We start from the raw sequence: 24,273 nt of genomic DNA on the forward strand, positions 1-24,273 counted from the left end.
TTTCCCTCACGCCGGCAGGTAGTAGACCGACGGGTTAGTGCCCAGCTCCGCCAGCAACTGGTAGCCATGCCGGCGGGCGATCAGCTTCGAAACCTCGCTGTTGGGGTCATCCAGGTCCCCGAAGGTGCGGGCCTTCGCCGGACAGGTCTGCACGCAGGCTGGCTCCTCCCCTCGTTCGATCCGATCCATGCAGAAGTTGCACTTCTCCACCACGCCGGCCTGGTGGTTGGCATGAGCGACCTTCTCGTAGGGAGTCGGCTCGAAACCCGGGTAGTACGGCTGCAGGGACTCCACGAAGCTTCGGGCCCCGTACGGGCATGCTGCCACGCAGTACCGGCAGCCCATGCACCTGTCGGCATCTACGGCGACGATCCCGTCCGGCCGCTTGTAGCTGGCCCCCGTCGGACAGACCTGCACGCACGGCGCCTGCTCACAGTGCATGCACAGCATGGGCTGGTAGACGACCTGAGTGTTCGGATATCGCCCCACCTCATGCACGAGCACCTTGCTCAAGAAGACCCCTGGAGGGGTTCCGTTCTTGACTTTGCAGAAGGCCGTACATGATTGGCAGCCGATACATCTCGCCAGATCAATGACCATCCCGTATCTCATGGGTAGCTACCTCCCCTGCTCAGGCCGCATAGATTTTCACTTTCACTGCCGTGTCTAGCCCGCCTGTCATGGGTTCGAACGTACCGTCGTCGATGGGAACCAGCCTGTTGAAATTGGTCCCTTCCAGAGCCATGGGGTTCAGGCCGGAAGAGCTCCGCTTCAGTCCGCCCGGGAACCCGACGACTTCGGGATGGATCGCTTCGGTTAGCCGTACCCGGGCCTGCGTGCGTCCGTATGGAGACTCTACCCAAACCACTTGGCCGTCCTGGAGGCCTTTCGCCTTCGCGGTGGATCGGTTCAAGAGCACCACGAACTGGTACGGATCAACGTGCCTGGCGATGTCGAAGAGCAGCGCGTTGCTCTGCACCCAGCTCAGATCGAACATGTATGGCGGCGTTCGCCACACGACTGCATAGAGATCGAACTCCGCCGGTGCGGCCGCAGCAGTGCTGGGCCTCCATACGGGTAGAGCCTGATAGTAGGACAGGAAGTCCTCCAAGTCCCATCCGGGCATGGTGATACCCAGCTTGCCGAAATTCTCCCGAATGGTGTGGGCCGTGCGCTTCAGCACTTCTCGGTACAAGACGTAACGAGTCTTGCCCATGGGATTGTAATGGTAGTTATAGCTTTCCCTGGCAGGCGCCTTCTCCAGCTCGAATCCGTGCTGCTCCCAGAAGTCATAACCTTTGCCCGTGACCGACTTCAGACGGCGCTCCAGCAGCTCCACGTAGTTGTAGCGCTTGTTTGGGTCTATCCGGTATTCCGGCTTCAGCTGCCGGTTGATCATTCCGTTGAGCCCTCTCTCACCGGTCAGCACGCCGGCCGCTTCCGCCAGGTCCAGGATGATATCGTCAGCGTTCTTCGTATCGTATAGAGGCTTCACAGCAGGAATGTTCACCATCACGCCCGTCAAGCCGATGTTGCCACTGTCCACGATCTTCGGCCTCATCTCGGGGCTGTGCGGCTCGTTGATGTTGGCGAAGTGTCGCTCCAAAACGGCGTGCTCCGGAAGGATGACATCCGACAGCATTGCATTCTCGCCCATCGTCGCCTCGATGGATACGATGAAAGGAATCTTGAGGAGAGCGGATTCGATCCTTTCCGGAGTACCGCCCTTGTTGAAGTGGCTGCCTCCGTAGAAGATGGCCAGCTCCAGCGGGTAATCGAGGCCGTACTTGGACGGATCCTCGAGGGCTTTGATCACGTTGAACCCGATGTTGTGCCGGTGCGGATACAGCGAGGCCAGATCGTACGAGTCAGGGGGGAACTTCCACGGAAACGGACCCGGCTGCAACCCCGGTCCCCTGTACAGGGCCACGGTACCATCCTCGTCTGGCCTATTGAACGGCCCGAACCCGGATCCGAGCCGGCCTCCGGGGACATCCATCGCTCCCACGAGCTCACAGAGCACGACTGCTGCCCAGGAAGACAGGTGGCCGTTCTTGCGGTTCGTGACCCCTCGGTTGACGTTGATGGCGACGGGGCGCAGCGGGAACGTTTCGCCGTCGATGGTGATGGTGGCTCCGATGCTCGCCTGGTCCACGAATTCATTGGCGAGGCGACGAATCGTCGCGGCCGGCACCGTCGTGATCCCCTCGGCCCATTCCGGGGTCTTGTCTTGCACGTGGTCCATCAATAGCTGGAAGGCCGGGCGAGCCGCAACGCCGCGCACGTCGTACGTCCCGGTGAGAGCCGGATCCTTCAGGCCGGGGTCATCGAATGGCTTGGGGCGACCGTCCGCCATGTCCCAAACGAGCGGCTTGTTGCTCGTCCGGTCCCGCACGTACAGTTCATCCGGCCCGATCAGATACGGAGCATTGCTCCGGTGCTTCAGGAACTCGATATCGTACTCCTTTCGTTCGAACAGGATGACGTGCATCATCCCTAGAAAGAAAGCCAGGTCGGTTCCCGGCCTGATGGGGATCCACTCGTCGGCCTTGGCTGCCTCCGGCGAAAGCCTCGGGTCGACGACGACGAAACGCATCCCGCGCTCCCTGGCCCGGAAGAAGGGTCCCTGCGTCCCCTGCGCCTCTCCGAAGTTACCGCCCGTGCCACGACCTACGGCGATGAGGAGCCGGCAGTATTCGACATCGGCCCGGTCCATCATCGTGCCGTGGCCGAAGAAGTTGTGGAAGTGCGTAGAGCATATGGAGCCGCTGGTAGTGATCCCATTCGGCGTCCCGAGCGCCCCTGCAAGGAGTCGCGCGTATTGCGAGCCATCCGCACCGAACCCGGTGAAGATCGCTATCCTCCTGGGATCCCGGGCGAGGATGTCGCGGATGCGTTTCCCCACCAGATCGAGGGCCTCCTCCCAGGATGCCTCCTTCCATTGGGGATCCACGTTGAGCCCCTTCTTTGGATTAGTTCTCACCAGGGGCTTCTTCAATCGGTAGGGGTCATAAAGGTTCATGATGAGGCCGTGGCCCCGAATACAGAGGGCGCCCTGGTTCACGTCGCAATCCTTGGCACCCTCGACCAGGGTGACGATCCCGTTTTGCACATGCACCCGCGTGGCGCAAAAATACGTGTGGCACATGCGACAGACTCCGTACTTGACTTCCTCACTCTGTGGCTGCACCGGAGCACCCGTGGCTGCGGAGACGATGCGCCTGTAGGTACCACCACCCAGGGTGCCCGCGACCGCAGCCAACGCTCCCGTCGCCTTGACGAAATTCCGTCTCGAGACGCGATGAGTCACAGTAGCCATCGTCAATGTATCCGGCCCTCCCTTGCTCTACCGGCACGCCGGCCGCCGATTACGTCGTCTCCCCGTATTGCCCTTACGAATGCACTCCGAACCATCAGCGTGTCCGTTCCTTCAGGCCACCCCGGTTGGACGTCTGGGTCTCACCCGAGCTTCGCAACAACTCCCTCTCGAGCGGAAGAGACTCCACCTCTTGCCCGACGAACCCTTTGGTGATCAGGGCGATGCCCCGGTAGAAATCCAGCTTCGCCTCTCTTTCCATGAGTTCGCAAAAACGCGGTATCCAGCGCGCCGCGTGCGCGCTCAAGAATCCCTCCTGCATCTCCAGAGCCTCGATGGCCTTGTCGGCATCCCCCGCCCTCCATGCCTCAGCCTCGCGTTCCGCCAGGTACCGCAGGAAATCAAGCTCGTAGCCGATGAAGTCCGGCTGGTCGCGGGCCGCCTCCGGCAGGCCAACGCCGGCCTCGGCGTACGCTTTGACCACATCCACGGTGGCCTGCATCCGGGGCTGGTGGTCAGAGCCCACATAGACCGACTCATAGGGGGGTGGCGGCCCATACCCTGGCCGGATACCGCGCAAGAGCCGGGTCCTGTCCACCGCCAGCGCGGTCTTGAGCCCCTCCACCTCCTGTCCCTGCACAGCCCGCACGAACTCCGCCACCAGCCGCGCGCCTTCCCGTACCTCGGGCCAGATCCCTTCCTGCGCCGAAAGACCCTCGAGTTCCGAGACCAGGGCCGGGTCACGGAGCTTCGCGGCGAACCCGTCGTCTGGAAGTTGGTTGTAAACCGAGGCGAGAAACCCGTAAATGCGGCTGCGGTTCTCGGCCAGCTTGGCCAGCTCGTCATGTGTGGGCGGGACGCTGTCTGCTGCGCCGCACCCCGCCCCTGTACCGCACTCGTCGACACCGTTTGTCCTGCCGGCACCGTTACCCTTGAGGCTCTCCATCAGGTCTGATACCCCTCCCACGACGCGCCGACGCCCACGGAAAACGAGCAGCGTATTGTCCCGTAAATTGAGCCCAACCACGGTGGCCGACAGGTGCTCCTTCATCACCCGGGCAGCAACTTGGGCGGGGTCGACTCTGGAATCGGTGCAATCCACCACGAGGCAATCCGCGCCCGTCTTACGCGCGCGTTCGAGGGCCTGCTCCACGTCGGACTCTTGGGCCACGACCTCGATGCCGGAGGCCTCCGCAAGCAGGCGTTCGAGGCCCTTGCGGAAAAGGGCGCGCTTTGAACAAATGATAACCCGTACCAGGCGGACTCGCCTCTTCCCCCGCCGACGCGCCCATGCCAATCAAGGACCTTGTAGCATTTCCGGGGCCCGGCCACCACACCGCACCGGCGGAGGTGGACAGAAAAAGGGAGCTACTCTGGGATAGCCCCCTTGAACCAAGGAACCGGAGCCGCCTAACCCGATCGGGCTAGCCCATGTCCGAACCGGGTACCCGAACGGGTCGACCCTGTCTCCTATGAGGCCGGCCCGGGGGTCCGGCTTGCTCTCCCGTCTCCTTCCCCCTCGTTGACCAGCCCCTTTTGCACCGCGTGCACCGCTAACTGGATGCGGTTGGTCAGGTGCAGTTTCTCTAAAATGTTGCGCAGATGGATCTTCACGGTGTTTTCTGCAATCCCGAGCCCTGCGGCAATCTCCTTGTTCGTCAGTCCCCGCGCTACGAGCCGAAGGACCTCCGACTCCCGTGGCGTCAGCGCCTCGGGCGGAGGCTGGGTCTGGTCGGGGCCTGCTTCGTCGCGCCGGCGCAGCTCGTCCAGGATCCGCGCCGCGATGGGCCCGGAAAGCCGGGGCTTCCCCTGGTGCACCTCCTCGATGACCTCATAGAGCTCCTCCGGCTCCGCGTCTTTGAGGAGGTAGCCATCCGCGCCGCACTTGATGGCGGCGAAAAGGTCCCGGTCGTCGTCGGAAACCGTGAGCATCACGACGTGGACGCGGGGCGTGTGGCGCTTGATGACGCGGGTCGCCTCGATCCCGCTCACGGTGGGCAGCCCGATATCCATCAGGATGACGTCCGGCATGGTCTGACTGGCGAGCGCAATCGCCTCGCTGCCATCCCCCGCCTCCCCCACGACCACGAAACCGGGACGGCGGTTGAAGAGGGCCGCGAGGCCCTTGCGGAACAACACGTGGTCATCCACCAGGAGCACTTTGACGGGTTGTGCAGGTGATACCGCCTCTGCCGCCCCGGTGGGAGCGGGGATTCCCGCGCGCTCCGCTGAATCCATGCCCATCATCCTTTCCCCGCTCCGGGAACGAGCATGACGATGCGGGTTCCCTCGCGCGGCCGGGAATGCACTTCGAGCCGCCCGCCGATGCCTTCCAGCCGCTCCCGCATGATCCGTAGCCCGAACCCGTGGCCGCTGTTCCCTGCAGTTCGGGCCGGATCGAAGCCCCGTCCGTCGTCTTCGACGGTGATGCGGAGGCCTCCCTCGCTCGGGATCTCGAAAACCACCCGGACGAGACGGGCGGCTGCGTGGCGGCCCGCGTTGGAAAGCGCTTCCTGAATCGCCCTGAGCAACTCTGCCTCCACCTCGGGCGGGAGTGGAGGCACAACCCCGCCTCGCTCCACCAGGTCGACCTCCACGCCGTACCGGGTGCGGCAGGCGTCCAGGCACTCCCGGACGGCCGCCACCAGGCCCCTGGACGGCGTGGCAGACAGGCGCAGGTTGAAGATGGTCTCCCTCAGCCCGAGGTGTGCACTCTGTACCAGCTCTTTCATCTCCCATAACTCGGCCCGGGCCTCGTCACGCCGCCCGGCCGCGAGATGACCCTCCAGGACCGCCAGGTCGAGCTTGACACAGGAGAGCACCTGGGCGAGCCGGTCGTGGAGTTCCCGAGCCAGGCGGTCACGCTCCTGCAGGGCTGCCACCCGCCGGCTTTCCCCCTCCCTCTCCTCGAGCAAGGTCTTCAACCGCCGCCGCATGAATTCCAGTTCCCGCGCCAGCAAACCCACCTCGTCGTCGCCCGCAAGGGGCACTTCGTGCTCGAGGTCTCCCGCCCCGATCGTTCGAGCCGCCAGGGCGAGTCGCCGCACCGGCCGCGTCACCATTCCGTCGAGGGCAAACACCAGGAGCCCGCCCAGCAACAGGACCGATATCCCTGCGGCCGCCGCCAGCGGAGGAAGCCCGGCGCCGACCTGGGCCAGAAGGCCCTCTACCGAGCTTTCCACCATGAGCACCCCAAGTACGGGTGCCCCGGGGTCGTGGCACGACCGGCAGGCCGGCGCGTTGAGGATGGGCTTGACGCTCACCACCCGGTCGTGGCGCTGCCCTGTGGGTACCAGCACCGACCCGGCTCCCGGTGGTCCCGGCGTGCCATGGCACTCACGACAGCCCGCGTCCGTCTTGTCCAGGATCGTGCCCACCTCGTCCGGTACCGAGCTGAGCCTGACGGCCCCGCCGGTGTCCAGCACGCGAACCTTTTCAAGGTTACCTTCGCTCACCAGAGACTCTACGATACGGGCGGCCATGGCGCGGTCGTTGCGGAGCATGGCATGCTCGAGGCTGGCCTCGACCAGGCGCGCGACGGTCTCCGCCGAGCGCAGATTGACCCGCAGGAGCTCGCGGCGGTGAACATAGCCGAGGAGGACCAAAGACAAAAGGGCTCCAACCAAGCAAGTTGAAATCGTAATGGTGAGAATCCGCAACAGCAAGACCGGCCGCCGGCTCGCATCGGTCAGGGACGAGGCCAATGCCCGGTACGACGCGACACCCGGCGTGCCGGCCTGCCAGCGTAAGCGCCCCTCGTTCCCGCCTCCCGGAGAGCCGGGGGTCTTCCGCAGCCCCATTGCGACCGTCCTCTGGCACAGGGGCTTCAACAGAGTCGGAACCAATCCTCTCGAGCCTTGTCCCCTGCGCGGCTTCGCCCTCCGTGACCCCGGGGTCGCCCCGCAGGGGCAGTGCCGACTCCGATTCCGGCAAGATGATGCAAGCGGGTGGAGGGAACAAACGTAAGGGGACGAATTACGTTTCCCACCAACACACAGGCTTCCCACAAGGGGCGTGAGACAGTGTCATCATGAGCTCATCGGCCTGGTCGAGCGCCCGGAGGAATCTTTCCGGGACACGTGAACTCGTTTCTCCCACACGGGACCGGTAGGAGGCGAGATCGATGAAGCGGTGGGTTTCCCTGCTCGCAGGCGTCCTTTCAGTAGTGCTCTTCATCGCACTCTTGTCCCCGGCGGCGGCAGATGCCGCGGCGGCCGCGTTGAAGGCGGAGTACCGGCTGACCCACAACACCGCGGACACCACGACGTGGCACAAGGGGGCGGTCCGCTTCGCGGAGCTGGTGCGCGAACGGACAGGCGGCAAGGTGAACATCCGGGTCTACCCTAACGCCATCCTGACGGGCGGCGACCAGATGCGCCAGGCGGACATGGCGGCCCGGGGCGTGATCGACTTCGTGCTTACCTCCACGCTCAACATTACGCCGCTCATCCCGCAGTTCGCCGTCGTGTCGCTCCCCTACCTCTTCAACGGGTATGCCGACGTGGACAGGGCGTTCTCCGGGCCTGCCGGCAAGCGACTGGACGAGATCATGGCCAGGTACGGCCTGGTCAACCTCGCCTGGGGCGAAAACGGCTTTCGCGAGCTGACCAACTCTGTGCGCCCCATCCGCACGCCGGCCGACTTGAAGGGCCTGAAGATCCGTGTGGCGGTGCCCATCCAGGTGGACATCCTCAACGCGCTCGGGGCGAACGCCATCCAGATGCAGTGGGGCGAAGTCTACACGGCGCTCCAGCAAAAGGTCATCGACGGCCAGGAGAACCCCATCGGCGCCGTCATCATTCCCCAGCGAGTCTACGAGGTCCAGAAGTACATGACGGTCTGGCACTACTCCTACGACGCGCTCTTCCTGGCGGTAGGCAAGCCCACGTGGGACAGCTTCCCGCCCGACATCCAGCAGGTCATCCGCCAGGCGGCGAAAGAGGCCATGCAGTATCAGGTCGAGATCAGCAGGCAGGATACCGCAAGCGGGGTCGATTTTCTGCGGAAGCAGGGGATGGAGGTCTACGAGCCCACGCCCGCGGAGATCCAGCCGTTCCGGGATGCCGCGAAGCCGGCCTTTGACAAGTGGGCGGCGCGGGTGGGTCCCGACCTCGTCGCCTTGTTCGAACAGGCACGGGAAGCCCGATGATCAGCCGGGTCTCGGCCGAGCAGGGCGTTGCCAGGGGTAGCGCCAGGGCGGCCCCCCGCCCCCACGCCGCGACGCTTCTCCTGGCGCGGGCGCTCGACCACCTGGAGGAAGGCGTGGTTGCGGGCCTGCTGGGCTTCATGGTCATCCTTGCCTTTGCCAACGTGGTGGTGCGGTACCTGACGACCTCGTCGCTCGCCTTCTCGGAAGAGCTGCTCATCAACCTTTTCGTGTGGCTCTCGCTATTCGGAGCAGCCATTGCGGTTCGCAGGAAGGCGCACGCCGCCGTGACGATGCTGGTGGACCGGCTGCCCGCGCCCTTTCGGCCGGCGGTTCGGGTCGCCGCGTACGGATTGTCGCTTCTCGCCACGGGCCTGATGGTGATGCAGGGGTGGGCACTCGTGAGTTACCAGCGCGCGATGGGCGTCGAGACGTACTCCATGTCCCTCCCGATGTGGTGGTTCTCGCTCGGCATCCCGGTCGGCGGCGTCGTCATCGCCATCCGCATCGTCGAGGCAGCCTGGAAGGAGCTGCGGGACGGTGCGGCACACCAGGGCGGCGCGGGAGGGGAGAGGTCGTCATGAGCCTGGTCGGCCTGGATCCCCTTCTGGTGCTCCTGGGCAGCTTCGGCCTCCTCGTCGCCTTGCAGGTGCCCATCGCATTCGCTCTTGGCTTGAGCGGGGCGGCAGTGCTGTACACCACGCAGATGGGATTCAGGATGCTGGCGGACCTCATGTTCGCCAACATCGCCAAGTTCTCGCTGCTGGCGATCCCCTTCTTCATCCTGGCGGGCGTCATCATGGGCGAGACGGGCATCGCAGAGCGCATCGTGCGGTTCGTCAAGCTGCTCGTGGGACAGGCGGTAGGTGGCCTTGCGGTGGTCACGGTGCTCGTCGGGATGTTTTGGGGGGCGGTGAGCGGATCGGGGCCGGCGTCGGTGGCCGCCCTGGGCCCCATCTTGATCCCGGCGATGGGCAAGGAGGGCTACGAGCGGTCATTCGCAACGTCCATCACGTGCATGGCGGCGGCCCTCGCCATCGTGATCCCTCCCAGCATCGCGCTCGTGGTCTATGGGGTGCTCGCGGAGACGTCCATTGCCCGGCTTTTCCTGGCCGGTATCGTGCCGGGCGTCCTGGTGGGGCTCTTCCTCATCGGCTACGCGGTATGGCTGTCGCGCAAACACGGATGGCGGGGAGGCACGCGGGGCTCCTGGCGGGATCTGTGGATAGCGGGAAAGGACGCTTTCTGGGGTCTACTCACCCCGGCCATCATCCTGGGCGGGGTGTACGGCGGGGTCGTAACCCCCACTGAGGCGGCCGTGGTTGCGGTCATGTGGGGGCTCTTCGTAGGCGGCGTCATTTACCGCACTCTCACCGTGGCCAAACTCTACCGCATTCTGGTCGAAGCCGCCACATCGTCGGCGGTGGTCATGCTGGTGGTCGCCTTCGCCGGCGTCTTCGCATGGGTGATGGCCACTCAGGGTATCGTGGACCGCATGGCCCAGGCGCTTCTCTCGATCGCGTCCAACCCGGTGACGGCGCTTCTCGTGATCAACCTGCTGCTGCTCATCCTGGGGATGCTGATGGACGCCATCTCTATCATGTACATCACCCTTCCCATCCTGCTCCCGGTCGCACGGCACTTCGGGTGGGATCCGGTCTGGTTCGGGCTGGTGGTCACCGTCAACCTCGCCATCGGGCTCGTCACGCCGCCCGTAGGGATTAATCTGTACGTCGGCGCCCATATCGCGGGCGTTCCCTTCGACCGCCTGGCGTCTCGGGTGTGGCCCATCGTGGCCGTTTCCGTGGCGGCCTTGCTGCTGCTCACGTACGTACCGGAAATCACGTTGTGGCTGCCGCGACTCGTGATGGGGTAATGAGGATGGGCAGTACTGTTCCTGGCCAGCAACCGCTCCAACTATGTAACCGGCCACACGCTGGACGTCAACGGCGGCAGCTACATGCGCTGAGGCGGCGGGCCGGGAAGCGCCTCGGGAGGGGTCAGCTCGAGCTCGCGGGCTGGTTGCGGGAATGCGAGTGCGCGACGCCGCATGGCTGCTGCTGCCATCCTCGCCACCACCGCCGCCAGAGGTTCCTGCACGATGAACGCCACCGTGGGCGCAAGCGGGGCCGGGGCCGGCAGGTAGAGCGCGGCGAGGGTAATGGCGAGCGCGGTGTTACGCGTGGTGGCCACGTAGGCCAGGGCAACGCCGTCTTCGGCGCCTGTGCGCTCGATCCACCGGCTCCACGCGAAGGCGGATGAGTACCCTACCACCTGCGCCCCGACGACGAGGGCCGCCATGACGGCAGCCTCGGTGAGCGCGCCGCCCAGGTACGGCCGGACGCCGGCCGTGTTGATGAAGACGATGCTGAGCATCCCGGCCTTCGCAGCGAGACCGAGATAGGGCCTCGCACGGGCGACACGTTGGGGCCAGAGGTGACCCGCCAGCAGGCCCCCTGCCGCCGGCAGGAGCACGAAGGCCGCGACGGTGGCGGTCATGTGCCATAAGAGCCCTGCTGCCTCGGGCGCGGTCGTCCCTGCCCCGCCCCCGTCCCCCGCGGTGACGAGGAGCCGGAAGACGGGCGTGATCCAGGCCGAGGTCACCGCCACGCTCACCGTGGTCAACACCACGGCGAGCGCCACGTTGCCCCCGGCGATCTGCGTCCACAGGGATGAGACCGCTGCGGCCGGGCCAAACCAGAGCAGACCGAAGGAGCGAGACCACACCGCCTCCGTCCCGAAGGCAGCCGCCGCGCCCGCCATTCCCAGTAGCCCGGTCACCCCGTAGCCGGTGACGAGAAGCCCGAGCGCAAGCGACGGCCGCCGGGAGAGGATCCGCAGCTCCTCCCAGCGGCACCGCGTGGTCGCCACCGCCATAGTGACGCCAAGCAAATACGGCGAGAGCCCCTTGTACCGGTAAATCGCCTCCCCTGCCGCGATCCCCGCGCCGATGGCCCCCACGACGAACACCAGCAGCCACCGCTGCAGCCATGCATCCAGGCGGGCTGCTCGCCGGTCCATGACCAACTCTCGCCTCCGCCTCCTCCGGGCCTTTCCCGAGCGGTGGGCCTTTGCGGCGAGGGTTCGGGGCGTCGCCGCCTTTCCCTCAGCCCGCGTGGTAGAGCGCAGCTGCAGCCCGGTACTCGGCGCCGAGCTGCTCCCGAAGCGGTGCCGGCTCCAGCACCTCACAGGACCGGCCCCAGGAACGTATCCAAGGCACGAGTTCGAGAGTGTGCCCGACCCGCAGGGTAAGGATGCACCCCCCGTCCGGAGTATCCTCGATGTGCTGCGAAGGGTGCCAGTGGCTTTCCTTGACCCGACGGGTCACGTCAGGGGTGAAGCGCAGCCTCACGGTTACCGGATCGGGCGACCCCATGATCCCCCACGCGTTCTGCAAGACGGCAGCGGGATCGAAGTTGGCGGGCTCCTCGAAGCGCTCGTCCAAGAGCCGTGCTCCGGTCATGCGCTCGATCTTCAGGGTGACGATGGACCGGAAATAGGTCTCCTCGTACCCCAGCACATAGGCGGCCAATCCAGGGGCTATCGGTTCGAGGAAATACGGGTGTAGTACATAGGGGTGGGCCGCACGTCCTTCAGCTGACCGGTACAGCACCCGCACCTTTCGGCGCTCAATCCAGCCAAGCGTCAAGCTCTCCAACGCCTGAACGAACTCTCGATTACGCGGGCTTCCTTCCATCTGGCGCGCGGCCTGGCGAGCCTGCGTACGAACCGGCTCCGGAAAGCGAAGCGAAAGCTTTTCCAGAGCGCTCACTGCGTGGGGGTTGAACTCGTCGGCCATACGAACCAGCAGCCGTGCGGCGAAGAACAGCGCAACCGCCTCGTGGATCGTCAGTCGCACCGTACCGACGTATTGGTCCTGCAGCACGGCCCATCGACCCCGGCCCGGGTTCCATAGAGGGACGTGCGCGTTGGACAGCGCTCGAAGGTCTCGGTAGACGGTTTGCCGTCTAACCCCAAGACGCCGTGCAATCTCCGAGGGGCGGACCCCCTTGTCTCCGGCCCCGATCAGGGTCTGCTCGAGAATGCGCAGTCGCTCGGCTTTGCTGGTGATACGGTCTTGCGTGGCAATGGCCTCCATCTTGGCTCCCGGACGCCCGACGTTCTCCCGATAGTCCTACCATCTTCTTAGTAGCGTTACCCGAAACGACAACGGGGCCGCGGCCACGGGCCGCGGATGCAGCTAACGACGCAGACGATCGTCTGCTAAGGCTACGCTTCAATGGAGCCACGTGCCACCGTGCCGCATGCCGAGGCGATACCATAGCTGCTGACCGGCATACGGGGTAGCCGGGGTTAGGGCAACGCGATTGTACCACGCGTGCATGACTGTTGGAGAGGGCCAGCTTCCGTGGGTATGTGTCAAGCCCCGGTGGGGTTTTGTGAGACCCCGCCAGTCCCTCCTATAGCCGGGCCCCCCACGGCGCAGCCCAGGCCAGGCGGCTGCGCAACGCCACGCCCGTGGCCGTCTGACGGGCGTCGGGGTGGCTCAGTATCGGCACATGGGCCTGAAGCCAAGCTTGCGGGTCGATCTCGACCAGCCCCCGGCGAACTTTCCGGGCCAGCCGGACCAGCACCGGCTGCTCCGATCGCACCGGCCAGCTCCCGGCCGTCCAGTTGGCCAGCCACCCCTTCAGCCGCCCCTCGTGGCGCAGGCAGCGCAGTTGCATCATGGGGTGGGCCCCCCGGCGCGACCAGGCCGCTTTCCCCTTGAGCCGGTCTGCGACCACGTGGCGGACCGACGGCTCTGTCGCCCCCAGCCCCCGAGCCGGCTCGGGTAACGGCTGGTCGCGCAGCCGCCAGTCATCCAACCCGTCCCGGTTCGCCTCCAGGTAAGCCCGTACCCGCTCCAGCTCCTCCTTCGCCACGGCACAGGCCGGGTCGGCTTTCGCCTGGTCGAACACGGCCACCAGCCTCGCCCAATCCCCTCGCCGGGCCGCCTGCTTGGCCCGGCGCAGCAGGGGCGTATGCCACCCCAGGACCGCTCCAGCGCCGCATTGCGATGAAACGGATCGAGGTGCCACTCTTCTATGCCCAGCCACGCCCGACCCTCTTGGGCCCACGCAGCCCCGTCGCTGTTGCCCACCAACCGCCGCACCCGGCGGGGGTCGTAGCGCTCGACGAAACGTAGCAATCCCCTCGACCAAAACTCCTCGGTCTGCAGATCCCCGCCCCAAACAGACTTCCCTTTCAGCCGAAAACGCCGGCCGGCCGGGCTTTCCGGCTCCCAGCCCTCGTGCAAAACGCCGAGCTTCAACTCCCAGCGCCGCTGCTTTTCCCGCTGCAGCGCCACCCATACCCCCCGTCGACCTCACAGATCACCGCCGTCGCCTCACGCCCTTCGCCGGGAGGCAGCTCGCCCGTTTGCTCCATCGCCTCCACCGCCCGGCGCTGCTCGGCCTCCCGGCTCGCGCCTGCCTCCTGCACCCAGCGATGGATGGTCTGGGCGCTCACAGGGATCCCGGCTTCGGCCAGGATCGCCGCCGCCACCCGAAAGGGATGGCGCGTCGCCAGTTCCACCGCCCACTCCTGGACCCCGGGGCTGAAACGCTCCCTGTGGGGCAGCCCCAGCTTGTCGTCGAGCGGGCAGCACTCCTCCCAGGACCCGTCGGGGCGACGCCGCCGGTACATGCGGCGTTGCAGCCGGTACTCCAGCCCCCAAAGCCCTGTCACCCGCTTGGTCTTACGCCCCACCGACTTCCATCCGCGACCCGGGGGCGAAAGGCTCTCGTCGATGCGCCGGACGGCCGCTTCGACCAGCTCGGCGACCTTGGCCAAGACGGTGGCCACGATGAACCGCTCCAGGTCCTTGAACGACCGGATGTCGCTGGGTACAATGAAGCCAAGCTCCATGAAGACCCCGCCTTCCATGGTGTGGTACTTTCAAGGCGGGGTCTTTTCGTTGCGATTTCCCACATCCCTCCAGCCTCAGGCTGGAGGGATGTGCCTCCCCTACCGGATCCTGACACCCATGCCCACCTAAAAGTTACTCATTGGATGACGACCCTGTTTCGGGAGCGCCCCCTGAGTGAGCCGTATCCATACGTGTGGCTGGATGCGAAGGTGGTGAAGGTCCGCCAGGACGGCCGGGTCGTGAACATGGCCGCGGTGGTGGCCATCGGGGTGCGCCAGACCGGCGAGCGAGAGGTGCTGGGCTATGCCATCGGCCAGGCCGAGAGCTACGAGTTCTGGAAAGAGTTTCTGCGGCACCTCGTCCATCACGGCCTCCAGGGGGTGCAACTCGTCATCTCCGACGCCCATGAGGGCCTCAAGAAGGCCATCGCGGAGTTCCTGGCAGGCGCCAGCTGGCAACGCTGCCGAGTCCATTTCGTGCGCAACCTGCTGGCCCAGGTGCCCAAGCACGCCCAGCCCATGGTGGCGGCGCTGGTGCGCACCGTCTTCGTCCAGCCGGACGCGGCGCTGGCCCGCGAGCAGCTCAGCAAGGTGGCGGAGAGCCTGCAGAGGCGCTACCCCAAGGCCGTCGAGCGCCTGCTCGAGGCAGCCGACGACGTGCTGACCTACATGACGTTTCCCCCGGAGCACTGGCGGCAGATCCACTCCACCAACCCCCTGGAGCGGCTCAACCGGGAGATCGGGCGGCGCACGGACGTGGTGGGGATCTTTCCGAATGCGGACGCCGCGTTGCGCCTGGTAGGCGCCGTACTCCAGAAGCAGCACGACGAGTGGCTGGCCAGCCGCCGGTACTTCAGCCAGGAGTCGATGGCCAAGCTCGACGTCGCCCGGCCGAGCCGGAGCGAGAACAAAAGCGAGGTGATGCCGTCACTGCCCAACGTGGCCGCGTAGCAGGGAGGAGTCCGGTGGGAACCCATTTTACACCAGTTGCGGGGACGCCATCGGTTCACCCGACGCGGCCCCCGAGGCCTACGAAGTCGTCCGGGGACATGCCTCGTGGCGATCGACGTGAATGCCTCACGGCTCGCAGCATGGCCCGCCGGGGCGCAGCACCCGGAGTACCTCTGGATCGCGGCCCGCCAGTCGGCTTCACGGGTCGCTGCGTCTTCCTACGGTGGCTGAACAGCATCTCGCCTCGGCTCGCGTGTGAATCACCTCGTTCTCCATCGGGCGCCTGGCCCATCCTCATGGCAGGAGGACAGCCCGGCGCGTTCACGAGAGCTACAATGGAACCACGAGCACCCCGGTGGACTTGCCGCAGTACGACTACCAGGAAAACTGAGCTCCAATGTTGACGTGCAGGGCCACGTTGGGGACGTCGGCGTAGCCGTCCGCGATGGGGACCCGCGCCCATGCCGCCGTACTCTTGGTCTCGGCGACGAGCTGAAACCAGGACGTAAGGGGCAGCACGTAGGCTATTGCCCACGAGCCTGCAATGCCGGACAGGTAGTAACCCTCGAAGCTGATTTCAGCATGCGGGGGGTCGGCCAGCGTTTTCCCCCTGACGGTCGTTTCGGGATGCGTCAGTACCGGACCCAACCCAGCGCTGTACATCCATCGGCCGGCACGCCAGTACCGCTCGCCCAGAATCAGGTTGTATCCGTGGCTGACCCAAAAGGACTGCACGTCCGGGTGGCTCGTCAACAGGTAGAGCTTGTGATGGATGACCGAAAGGCCCCAAGTCTGTCCCGCCATGCGGATGGCGTAGTACGGAGCCTCATACAGTGGCCTGGTTTCCCACTCGGCACGGGCGATTCGGATGTCCTGCTCGCCCTTCTGGACAATGGTCAGTGGCATGGGTAGGTTCCAAGCGGTTCCGCCGGCCAGGGTCAGCGAAGCGGCGGCCACCGGCCATGCGGCCAACAGCACCACGACGATTGCGGCAAGCGTGAGGGCGAAGTGACGCATCGGCAAACACCTCCGGTAGTTGCTTTCTCGGCCTTTTGAAAGCGGTATCCGACCGGTCCATGCATCGGAGCGGTGTCCACCGGCTTGAGTGCGTCCAGGGCTCTTTCGAGCCCAGGTGCACCAAAGGCCTACGCAAGCGCTCGGCGAACTGGTTTCCTGCGGCCGGCTCCAGGTCCGCATTGCCGAGGAGACAATGGGAGGGCTCGTGCATGTCGCTGTCTACCGTCGAGGCGTGGTTCGATGGGTCGCTGTCATGGCTGAGCGGGTGGATGCGAGAGGCCGTCATCACGGCCGTTCTCGTGGGGCTGGCGCTGGCGGCCGTGCCGGCGGTGCGCTGGTGGTGGCACCGGGTCATGCTGCCCATCGCCCGGCGCACGCCGACCACCCTGGACGTGACGCTCCTGTCGGCCACCGAGCGCTACGCCGCCCGGGCCGCCGCCTTTCTCGTCCTGTACGCCGCCGTCAACCGCCTGGCCGGCCTGCCCGCCCTCGAGGGCACGACGGGCGGGCGCATCCTCGACGGGGTCTTCTACGCGCTCATGGTGCTGGCGGTCACCCGCCTCCTGGTGGCGGCGACCGACGGGCTGGCCCGGTGGTACCTCACCGAGATGGCCCACCGCACCAGCACGCAGCTCGACGAACACTTCGTCCCCGTCGTGACCAGGGTCGCCGCCGTGACGGCCTACTTCATCGCGGCCACGGTGGTGCTGGCCCGGTTCAACATCAACGTGACGGCCCTGGTGACCACGGCTGGCGTGGCGTCGCTGGCGCTGGCGCTGGCGGCCCAGGAGACGCTGGCCAACATGTTCGCCGGGTTTACCATCATGCTCGACCGCTCGTACCGGGTCGGGGATCGGATTCGCCTCTCCGACGGCACCATGGGCGACGTGGTCGAAATCGGCCTTCGGGCGACCAAGATCCTCAACTTCGACAACGAACTGGTCATCATCCCCAACAAGGAGATGGCCGCCGCCCGCATCGTCAACCAGAACTACCCCGACCTGCGGGTCAAGGTGCGCCCCAAGGTGGGCGTGTCGTACGCGACCGACGTCGAACGGGCCAAGCAGGTCATGCTCGAGGTGTGCATGAGCCACCCCAAGGTGTTGAAGGATCCGCCGCCGGGGGTGTACTTCACGGACTTCGGCCCGTCATCGCTCAACTTGCTGGGGCTGTGCTGGGTGGGGGATTATCGAGACGCCTTCCAGGTGCTCGACGAGCTCAACGTCGCCATCAAGAAGCGGTTCGATCGGGAGGGGATCGAGATCCCGTTCCCTCAGCATGACGTCCACCTGCGGGCGCCGCTGCGGCTGGAGGGTCGCGAACCGGCGCGAGGCAGCGGGCCTGCGGCCCCGGGTTGACGCTCCGACCATGTGTTCGTATAATCCAGCCAGATGCCGGACAGGGGCGGGCCGTTTCGTATGGGTCGCACAGCCGGAGAGCTCACGGACGAAGAAAGGAGAGCCTACCGCCGGGGGCTGCTCCGCCTGAGCGCATCGAAGCAGGCGGACGCAAAGCGGAGGGCCGGGGAGGCCCTGGCGGTCGCTCAACAGTGTGCCGCCATCTTGCGCCGGGAGTTCGGGGTGCGCCGGGTCTGGCTTTTCGGCTCGCTCGCCAGGGGCACGTTTGGGCCTGGCTCCGACGTCGACCTTGCCGTGGACGCGATCGACGAAGGAGTGTTCCTGCGGGCGCTCGGCCGGCTCCTGAGCTTACGTCCCGACTTGCCCGTGGATCTGGTCGACCTGCGCCATGCGCGTGCGGGGCTGCGTGCCGCCGTCGAAAAGGAGGGTATCCCCCTGTGACATCGGATTTCATCGCCCTCTCCGGGCGGATCAGGGAGGAGTTGGACGAGGTCGGCCGGGTCGCCGAGCGAGCACGAGAGATCCGTCGCAAGGCGAAGACGACGTGCGATGACGCGTACTGGGATGCGGTCGCTCTCAACCTACATGGGTTCTATACGGGGATCGAGCACATCTTGGAGAGCATCGCTCGCGAGGTAGACGGGTCCGTGCCGACCGGCCCCCACTCGCATCGTGACCTTCTCATGCAAATGAGCGCCGAGTTTCCCGGCCACCGACCGGCCGTACTCTCCCGTGCTACCCGCGAGTGTCTGGAAGAGTATCGGGCGTTTCGGCATCTGGTTCGTAGCGTTTACGCATCCTCGCTGCGGCCCCAGCGCCTGGAGGAGCTCGCCGAAGCCCTACCCGGCTGTTTCGAGCGGGTGACGCGGGAACTGGCCACCTTCTCCGCCTTTCTGACCGGCGACGTCTCGAGCCAGGAGGGGCCTTCGACCCTCCCCGGGTAACCCGGGGCGCCGCCCGGCTGGCCGGCGCAAGACTACAGCGCCACCTCGGCGTCGTCGCCGATCATGAGGCGCAGTGCCCGGTGGTTGTCGCCCGCCCGGCGCACCACGGTGTTGCGCCCGATGAGGCTGTCTTCCAGGCGTTCGACGTCCTCGACGACCGACCCGTCGAGGATCACGCAGTGCTCCACCTGGCTGCGTTCCACGCGGCAGTGGTCGCCGACGCTGGTGTACGGCCCGATGAAGCTGTCCCGGACCACCGCGTTGGCGCCGATGACGGCCGGGCCCCGCACGACGCTGCGTTCCACGATGGCGCCCGGGCCGAGCTGCACCCGGCCGTCGACCCGGCTGCCCTCGCCCACGCTGCCGATGATCTCCCGGCGCCCCCACTCGTCGAGCACGACCCGGTTGGCCTCGAGCAGGTCGTCTTTCTTCCCGGTGTCGAGCCACCAGCCGGTGAGCTCCACCGCCCGCACCGGGCGCCCCGCCTCGACCAGGCGCTGGACGGCGTCCGTGATCTCGAGCTCGCCGCGCCACGAGGGCGCCAGGGTCGCAATCACGTCGTGGATGGCCGGGGAAAAGCAATACACCCCGACCAGCGCCAGGCTCGAGGGCGGATCCTTCGGCTTTTCGACCAGGCGGCGCACCCGCCCGTCGCCGTCCACCACGGCCACCCCGAACTGCCTCGGGTTGGCCACCTCCTTGAGCAGGATGAGGGCGTCGGGCCGCTCCGCCTCGAAGGTCGCCACCACGTCGCGCACCGGCTGGCCGATGAGGTTGTCGCCGAGGTACATCAAGAAAGGGGTATTTCCGAGGAAATCTCGGGCCACCTTGACCGCGTGCGCCAGGCCCCCCGGCCGGTCCTGCTCGATCCACTCGAAGCGCAGCCGCCACGGGTTGAGCGCCAGCGCCTCCTTGACCTGTTCCCCCGTCTCGGGCGACAGGATGACGCCCACCTCGCCGATGCCGCAGTCGGCCACCTGGTCCATCACGTAGTGCAGGATGGGCCGGTTGGCCACCGGCACCAGCTGCTTGGCCATCGTGTAGGTCAGCGGGCGCAACCTCGTCCCCCTGCCGCCCGCCAGCACCAGCGCTTTCAGGTGCGAGCTCATGTCGTCCTCAACGCCTCTTTCGGGTCACTGCTCCGCAGGCTCAGGTGCCCGTTGTGCCGGCTCCGCCCTACCGCATCTTGGTGCGCCAGTCGAACCCGATGGACGGGTCGTCGTACGGGATGCGCTTCTCGTCAGGGTGGTCGGGGTCGTACGACTCCGTGGTGACGTACACGATGACGGCCGGCTTCTCCCCGAGCGTGCGGTAGCCGTGGGCCACCCCCGCCGGGATGAGCAGCAGCATGGGATTGTCCTCGCCCATGTAAAAGACGTTGGTCTCTCCCTTGGTGGGCGAGCTCTCCCGCAGGTCGTGCAGCACCACTTGGACGTTGCCGGCCGGGAAAAACCACAGATCGTCCTGGCGCTCGTGCCAGTGAAACGCCTTGATGACCCCCGGGTACGTCTTCGACATCGACAGCTGCCCGAAGCGCCGCAACAGCCCCTCGTCGTCGCGCAGGATCTCCTGGAAAAAGCCCCGGTCGTCGCAGTGGCGCACCAGGTGCTTGACCTTGACCCCTTCGATCACGCCGGTTCGCCGGCCCCTTTCCGTCGTGCCGCCACGGGCGCGACCCGCCCGGACGGCCTCGCCCCCTCCATCGCCAGCAGCCGCGCCTTGACTCCCGGGCCCCCGCCCGAGTACTCCCCGAGCGCGCCGTCGGAGCGCACCACCCGGTGACAGGGTACGAACAGCGGCACCGGGTTGCGCGCCATCACCTGTCCCACGGCCCGGGCCGCCTGCGGCCGCCCCACCGCCCGGGCCACCTCCCCGTACGAACGGACCGACCCCCGGGGAATGGCCTGTACCGCCCGCATGACCTCGCGCTCGAACGGCGTCACCCACCGCCAGTCGATCGAGGGCGCCCTCCCGGCGTCGAACCACTCGGCCACCGCCTGCCGCCACGCCCTCTCCAGCTCCGCCGAACGCGCCGGGCGCACCTGCGCCGCCACCGCCGCTCCGTAACGGTCCCGCACCTCCGCCAAGAGCTCGTCGCCCGACCCGGCCGTAAGCGACGCGAAGGCGACGCCCTGTTCGCTGACCACCAGGTAGATCGACCCCATGGGGCTGTCCACCTCGAGGTACTCGAGCGCCACGGCGGCCCCTCCTTCCCCCGGCCTGCGCCACGGCCTCAGCGCATCCGCCCGGGCCCGGCCCCGCTCGCGGCCCTTCCCCTCAGCGGGCCGGCACTGCCTCAAGAACGGCCAGCACCGCGGAGAGCAGCTGCGCTCCATCGGCTCGTGTCAGGCCGACGTCGGCCACCTCCAGTCCCGGTAACTGCACGACCCCCGCAAGGCTCTCCACGGCCTGGCGCCCCGTCACGACCGCCTCCGGCGCGCTCACCGGGATCCGCACGTCGAGCGCCCGCTCCACCATCTCCGCCCACGCGGACTGCGTCAGCGCCTCGTCGAGGTCGAGTTGGCCGAGCCGCTGCCCGTCCGTGGCCACCCCCAAGAAGACGCCGCGGTCCACCAGATCGTACACGGGTCCGGCCTGCGGGTGGTCGAGGTAGTTGTGCACCAGGTGCCAGTTGCCGTCCGGATGCGGCGCGATGGTGCGGGCCTCCACCACGGAGTCGATCAAGAGCTGGCGGCTTTCGACGAGCGGGTCGAGGACGACCCGGGCATCCTTGCCCGTCGCCGGGAAGCCGCCCCCACCGTCGGCCCGGTAGTTGTTGGTCGCCAGGATGAACCACTCGTCCGGCTTCACCGGCCGCCCCTCGAAGGTGAGCTCCACGATGCGCTGCCCCGGTGGCCGGGTCACGTCGATGGCGTACCGGACCCCGTCGATCTGGTCGAAGTTGTACGACGGCCAGCGGGCACTCACCAGCGGCTGCTGGCCGCTGCCCGGGGTAACCTGCTCGAAGTTGAGCGCAGCCCGCTCGAGCCACGCCTTGAGCTCGGCACCGGTGATGCGGATGGCCTTGACGGTATTGTCGTAGAGATACGCGGAGGCTACGTCCGCGATGGTGATGGGCCCCGGCCGGATGTCGGTGTAGTCCTGCTCGCCACCGCGCCCGGCCTTGAAGGGGGCCGCGGCCGAGAGCACCGGTACGCCCTCCCACTGCGTGCCCTCCAGGGCCCGCTCCACGTACCGGCGCTGCACGTCGTTGATCCACTGGATGAGGGCCGTGTCGGCCCACCGCGAGGCTCGGCTGTCGATGCGCACCAGCGTCTCGCCGATGGGGCTCGTGACGTACGCCACGGTGGTCTCGTGCGCCTGCCTGGCCCACTCCATGACCCGCGCGGACGGCGCCACGCCCTTGGTCGGCAGGAGTTGCGCCTTCCTGCCCACCACCCGCCAGCCACCCTCGGCCCGCGGCTCGAGCTCCAGGGTCACCATCCCGAGCTCGTGGCCCCAGAAGCCGGGCTGTACGATGACCGTCTTGCCCACGACGCCGTCCGGCGCGTCCGGCAAGCCCTTGCCGGGGATGGAGACGTGAGAGTGCCCGGCCACCACGACGTCGATTCCCGGCACCTCGGTGGCCAGGGAGTACGCTGCGTTTTCCTGCAGGCTACCGGGTGCCCACCGCGACGCCGGGCTCGCCCCGGTGTGCGCCAGCGCCACCACGACGTCTGCCCCCTGCGCCCGCATCTCGGGCACGAAACGGCGCGCCGCTTCGACGATGTCGCCGGCCTCGACCCGCCCCTGCAAGTTGCTGCGGTCCCAAACCAGGATCTGCGGCGGCGTGAAGCCGATGACGCCCACGGTGAGCGGGCGCCCGTCCAGCTCCCGTCTCAGGAGGACGTACGGCGTGAAGTACGGCTGGTTGGTGCCGGGCCGGTACACGTTGGCGAGTACCACGGGGAACCGGGCCCCCGCCAGTACCTGCTCCAGGAAGGGCAACCCGTAGTTGAACTCGTGGTTACCGATGGTCGCCGCGTCGTATCCCATGCGGTTGAGCACGTCGATGACCGGGTGGACCTTCCCCGGCTGAAGGGGCCGCACCCGGGCGACGAAGTACCCGAGCGGAGTGCCCTGGATGGTGTCGCCGTTATCGAAGAGGAGCGCCTGCGGGTGCTCGCTGCGGACGCGCTGCACCAGCGTGTCGATCAGGGCCAGCCCCACACCGTCGTCCGCCCGGTTGGCATAGTAGTCCCACGGGTAGATGTTGGCGTGGACGTCGGTGGTGGCCAGGATGACGAGCTGCGACGAGGCGAACGAGGGGGCGGCCGCGACCAGGATCACCAGTACCACGAGGGACCACGACCAAAGGCCTGTCCAACGGCTTCTTGGGCCAAGCAGCCGCGTCATGGGCGCTCCTCCTTCACGAAAACTCACCGTGCCTCACGAGAGGTGACGCTTGGCGGCGGATCTCTTTCGATGCCGGCCAGGAGGCACCCTGTCGGCGAACCGCGCGTTTCGAGCGGGCCGAAGCGCCGTTCAGCGCCCTGCTGACCAGCCGCGCTCGTAGACCGCTTCCCAGTAGCGCCGCCATTCGCCGCTGACGACCCGCTCCACCCACCGGGAGCGGGCCAGGTACCAGTCCACGGTGCGGGCCAGGCCCTCCTCGAGGCTCACCCGCGGCGCCCAACCACACTCCCGCTGCACCTTGGCGGCCGTCATGGCGTAGCGGCGGTCGTGGCCAGGCCGGTCCTGCACGTGGGTGACGAGGGCCCGCACCGCCGCCGGCTCTCGTCCCGTTCGCTCGGCCACGAGGTCGCACACCCTCCCGACGACCTCGAGATTGGAGCGCTCGTTGCCGGCAGCGATGTTGTACACCTCGCCGGGCCTCCCCCGCTCCAGCACCGCCAGGATGGCCCGGCAGTTGTCCTCGACCCACAGCCAGTCGCGCACCTGCAACCCGTCGCCGTACACCGGCAGCGGCTCTTTCCGCAGCGCCTTCCAGATCATGAGCGGCAGCAGTTTCTCGGGGAACTGGTGGGGCCCGTAGTTGTTGCTCGAGCGGGTCACGATGGCCGGCAGGCCGTACGTGCGCACGTAGGCCAGCGCCATCAGGTCGCCCGCCGCCTTGCTCGCCGAGTACGGGCTGCTCGGCCGCAGCGGCGCCTGCTCGTCGGCGGCCGGCAGGCCCTCCAGGTCCCCGTACACCTCGTCCGTGGAAACCTGCACGAACCGCTCGACCCCATGCCTGCGGGCCGCCTCCAGCAGCACCTGAGTCCCCCGGACGTTGGTCTCGACGAACGGCGCCGGGTCGAGGATGCTCCGGTCCACGTGCGATTCGGCGGCGAAGTGAACGACGTAGCGCAACCGGTAGGTCGTAAACAGCCGGTCGACCAGCGCTGCGTCCGCCACGTCCCCCCGCACCAGCACATGCCCCGGGTCGGCCCCGGAGACGGCCTTACCGTAATCGAGCCGCTGCAACGGCCCATCCGCCGGCAAAGCGTCCCCCGCCCCGCTGTCATCGCTCCGGCTCTCCTGGCCGGCCCAGACCTCCTCGAGGTTGTGGAGATGGGCGGCGTAGGTCATGAGGTCCAGGTTGACGACCTGCCACGCCGGCCGCTCCCGCCGCAACAGGCGCACGAACTGGCTCCCGATGAACCCGCAACCGCCCGTCACGAGCACGGTGGGACCCGCTCGCGGTGCGTTCTCTCCTACTCCCACGCC

The 24,273-nt window shown here is 67.0% G+C and carries 21 protein-coding genes and 2 pseudogenes; 7 read left to right on the forward strand and 16 right to left on the reverse strand.

Going from position 1 to position 24,273, the window contains the following annotated elements; translation table 11 throughout:
* Positions 1 to 6: 6 nt before the first annotated feature.
* The 5 genes from dsrO to U7230_RS12285 form a co-directional block, all read right to left on the reverse strand.
* A complete protein-coding gene (gene dsrO / locus U7230_RS12265; protein ID WP_324716123.1) occupies positions 7 to 612 on the reverse strand; it encodes a sulfate reduction electron transfer complex DsrMKJOP subunit DsrO in 606 nt (201 codons plus the stop codon).
* 19 nt (positions 613 to 631) lie between these two features.
* Entirely contained in the window at positions 632 to 3,319 is a 2,688-nt protein-coding gene (locus tag U7230_RS12270; RefSeq protein ID WP_324718243.1) for a molybdopterin-dependent oxidoreductase, read from the reverse strand.
* A gap of 94 nt (positions 3,320 to 3,413) precedes the next feature.
* Positions 3,414 to 4,613 carry a molecular chaperone TorD family protein gene (locus U7230_RS12275; protein ID WP_324716124.1) on the reverse strand — a complete coding sequence of 400 codons (1,200 nt, stop codon included), beginning with the start codon at positions 4,611 to 4,613 and terminating at the stop codon, positions 3,414 to 3,416.
* 173 nt (positions 4,614 to 4,786) lie between these two features.
* Positions 4,787 to 5,554: a response regulator transcription factor gene (locus tag U7230_RS12280; RefSeq protein ID WP_324716125.1), complete on the reverse strand. Its 768-nt coding sequence runs from the start codon at positions 5,552 to 5,554 to the stop codon at positions 4,787 to 4,789.
* A 5-nt stretch (positions 5,555 to 5,559) separates the two neighbouring features.
* Complete coding sequence (locus U7230_RS12285; RefSeq protein WP_324716126.1) at positions 5,560 to 7,116, reverse strand: HAMP domain-containing sensor histidine kinase; 1,557 nt, start codon at positions 7,114 to 7,116, stop codon at positions 5,560 to 5,562.
* 323 nt (positions 7,117 to 7,439) lie between these two features.
* On the opposite strand from U7230_RS12285, the gene U7230_RS12290 reads away from it, so the two are divergent.
* The 3 genes from U7230_RS12290 to U7230_RS12300 are packed head-to-tail and all read left to right on the forward strand — an operon-like array spanning position 7,440 to position 10,338.
* Positions 7,440 to 8,465: a DctP family TRAP transporter solute-binding subunit gene (locus U7230_RS12290; protein ID WP_324716127.1), complete on the forward strand. Its 1,026-nt coding sequence runs from the start codon at positions 7,440 to 7,442 to the stop codon at positions 8,463 to 8,465.
* On the forward strand, positions 8,462 to 9,046 hold the full coding sequence (locus U7230_RS12295; RefSeq protein WP_324716128.1) for a TRAP transporter small permease: 585 nt from the start codon (positions 8,462 to 8,464) through the stop codon (positions 9,044 to 9,046). Before U7230_RS12290 ends, U7230_RS12295 begins: the two co-directional genes overlap by 4 nt.
* Positions 9,043 to 10,338, forward strand: a complete 1,296-nt coding sequence (locus U7230_RS12300; protein ID WP_324716129.1) for a TRAP transporter large permease — start codon at positions 9,043 to 9,045, stop codon at positions 10,336 to 10,338. Before U7230_RS12295 ends, U7230_RS12300 begins: the two co-directional genes overlap by 4 nt.
* An 80-nt stretch (positions 10,339 to 10,418) precedes the next feature.
* Here the strand turns inward: U7230_RS12300 and U7230_RS12305 are convergent, their stop codons facing one another.
* From U7230_RS12305 to U7230_RS12320, 5 genes and pseudogenes are all read right to left on the reverse strand, one after another.
* Positions 10,419 to 11,483: a bile acid:sodium symporter family protein gene (locus tag U7230_RS12305; protein ID WP_324716130.1), complete on the reverse strand. Its 1,065-nt coding sequence runs from the start codon at positions 11,481 to 11,483 to the stop codon at positions 10,419 to 10,421.
* An 85-nt stretch (positions 11,484 to 11,568) separates the two neighbouring features.
* A complete protein-coding gene (locus U7230_RS12310; RefSeq protein ID WP_324716131.1) occupies positions 11,569 to 12,561 on the reverse strand; it encodes a helix-turn-helix transcriptional regulator in 993 nt (330 codons plus the stop codon).
* 322 nt (positions 12,562 to 12,883) lie between these two features.
* Positions 12,884 to 13,543 carry a UPF0236 family transposase-like protein gene (locus tag U7230_RS12315; protein WP_404980521.1) on the reverse strand — a complete coding sequence of 220 codons (660 nt, stop codon included), beginning with the start codon at positions 13,541 to 13,543 and terminating at the stop codon, positions 12,884 to 12,886.
* A pseudogene (locus U7230_RS15550) lies at positions 13,522 to 13,773 on the reverse strand (hypothetical protein); the annotation flags it as partial. The gene U7230_RS12315 and the pseudogene U7230_RS15550, both read right to left, overlap by 22 nt.
* Complete coding sequence (locus U7230_RS12320; protein WP_324716133.1) at positions 13,734 to 14,333, reverse strand: UPF0236 family transposase-like protein; 600 nt, start codon at positions 14,331 to 14,333, stop codon at positions 13,734 to 13,736. The pseudogene U7230_RS15550 and the gene U7230_RS12320, both read right to left, overlap by 40 nt.
* Before the next feature lie 156 nt (positions 14,334 to 14,489).
* Between U7230_RS12320 and U7230_RS12325 the strand changes: the two are divergent.
* Positions 14,490 to 15,284 (forward strand): annotated as a pseudogene (locus tag U7230_RS12325) (IS256 family transposase); the annotation flags it as partial.
* A 375-nt stretch (positions 15,285 to 15,659) separates the two neighbouring features.
* On the opposite strand, the gene U7230_RS12330 reads toward U7230_RS12325, so the two are convergent.
* Positions 15,660 to 16,301 carry a hypothetical protein gene (locus U7230_RS12330; RefSeq protein WP_324716134.1) on the reverse strand — a complete coding sequence of 214 codons (642 nt, stop codon included), beginning with the start codon at positions 16,299 to 16,301 and terminating at the stop codon, positions 15,660 to 15,662.
* Between the two features lie 209 nt (positions 16,302 to 16,510).
* Between U7230_RS12330 and U7230_RS12335 the strand changes: the two genes are divergently transcribed.
* Genes U7230_RS12335 through U7230_RS12345 form a run of 3 tightly spaced genes read left to right on the forward strand, consistent with a single transcriptional unit; the run spans position 16,511 to position 18,603 of the window.
* Positions 16,511 to 17,659, forward strand: a complete 1,149-nt coding sequence (locus tag U7230_RS12335) for a mechanosensitive ion channel family protein (RefSeq protein WP_324716135.1) — start codon at positions 16,511 to 16,513, stop codon at positions 17,657 to 17,659.
* Positions 17,660 to 17,719: 60 nt separating this feature from the next.
* Positions 17,720 to 18,100, forward strand: coding sequence for a nucleotidyltransferase family protein (locus tag U7230_RS12340; protein WP_324716136.1), 381 nt, complete (start codon positions 17,720 to 17,722; stop codon positions 18,098 to 18,100).
* Positions 18,097 to 18,603, forward strand: coding sequence for a ribonuclease toxin HepT-like protein (locus U7230_RS12345; protein ID WP_324716137.1), 507 nt, complete (start codon positions 18,097 to 18,099; stop codon positions 18,601 to 18,603). The genes U7230_RS12340 and U7230_RS12345 overlap by 4 nt, the downstream gene beginning before the upstream one ends.
* Before the next feature lie 32 nt (positions 18,604 to 18,635).
* Here the strand turns inward: U7230_RS12345 and U7230_RS12350 are convergent, their stop codons facing one another.
* The 5 genes from U7230_RS12350 to rfbB all read right to left on the reverse strand — a co-directional run bounded on the left by U7230_RS12350 (position 18,636) and on the right by rfbB (position 24,270).
* Positions 18,636 to 19,712 (reverse strand): glucose-1-phosphate thymidylyltransferase, encoded by a 1,077-nt coding sequence (locus U7230_RS12350; RefSeq protein ID WP_324716138.1) that lies wholly within the window; start codon positions 19,710 to 19,712, stop codon positions 18,636 to 18,638.
* A 67-nt stretch (positions 19,713 to 19,779) separates the two neighbouring features.
* Positions 19,780 to 20,235 (reverse strand): dTDP-4-dehydrorhamnose 3,5-epimerase family protein, encoded by a 456-nt coding sequence (locus U7230_RS12355; RefSeq protein ID WP_324716139.1) that lies wholly within the window; start codon positions 20,233 to 20,235, stop codon positions 19,780 to 19,782.
* The gene (locus tag U7230_RS12360) at positions 20,232 to 20,801 is read right to left on the reverse strand and encodes a methylated-DNA--[protein]-cysteine S-methyltransferase (protein ID WP_324716140.1); all 570 of its coding nucleotides are present in this window, start codon (positions 20,799 to 20,801) and stop codon (positions 20,232 to 20,234) included. The genes U7230_RS12355 and U7230_RS12360 overlap by 4 nt, the downstream gene beginning before the upstream one ends.
* Before the next feature lie 79 nt (positions 20,802 to 20,880).
* The gene (locus tag U7230_RS12365) at positions 20,881 to 22,959 is read right to left on the reverse strand and encodes a bifunctional 2',3'-cyclic-nucleotide 2'-phosphodiesterase/3'-nucleotidase (RefSeq protein WP_324716141.1); all 2,079 of its coding nucleotides are present in this window, start codon (positions 22,957 to 22,959) and stop codon (positions 20,881 to 20,883) included.
* A gap of 129 nt (positions 22,960 to 23,088) precedes the next feature.
* The gene (rfbB, locus tag U7230_RS12370; protein WP_324716142.1) at positions 23,089 to 24,270 is read right to left on the reverse strand and encodes a dTDP-glucose 4,6-dehydratase; all 1,182 of its coding nucleotides are present in this window, start codon (positions 24,268 to 24,270) and stop codon (positions 23,089 to 23,091) included.
* Positions 24,271 to 24,273: the final 3 nt, after the last annotated feature.

The sequence above is a fragment of the Limnochorda sp. L945t genome (genome assembly GCF_035593305.1).
GTDB lineage: Bacteria > Bacillota > Limnochordia > Limnochordales > Geochordaceae > Carboxydichorda > Carboxydichorda subterranea.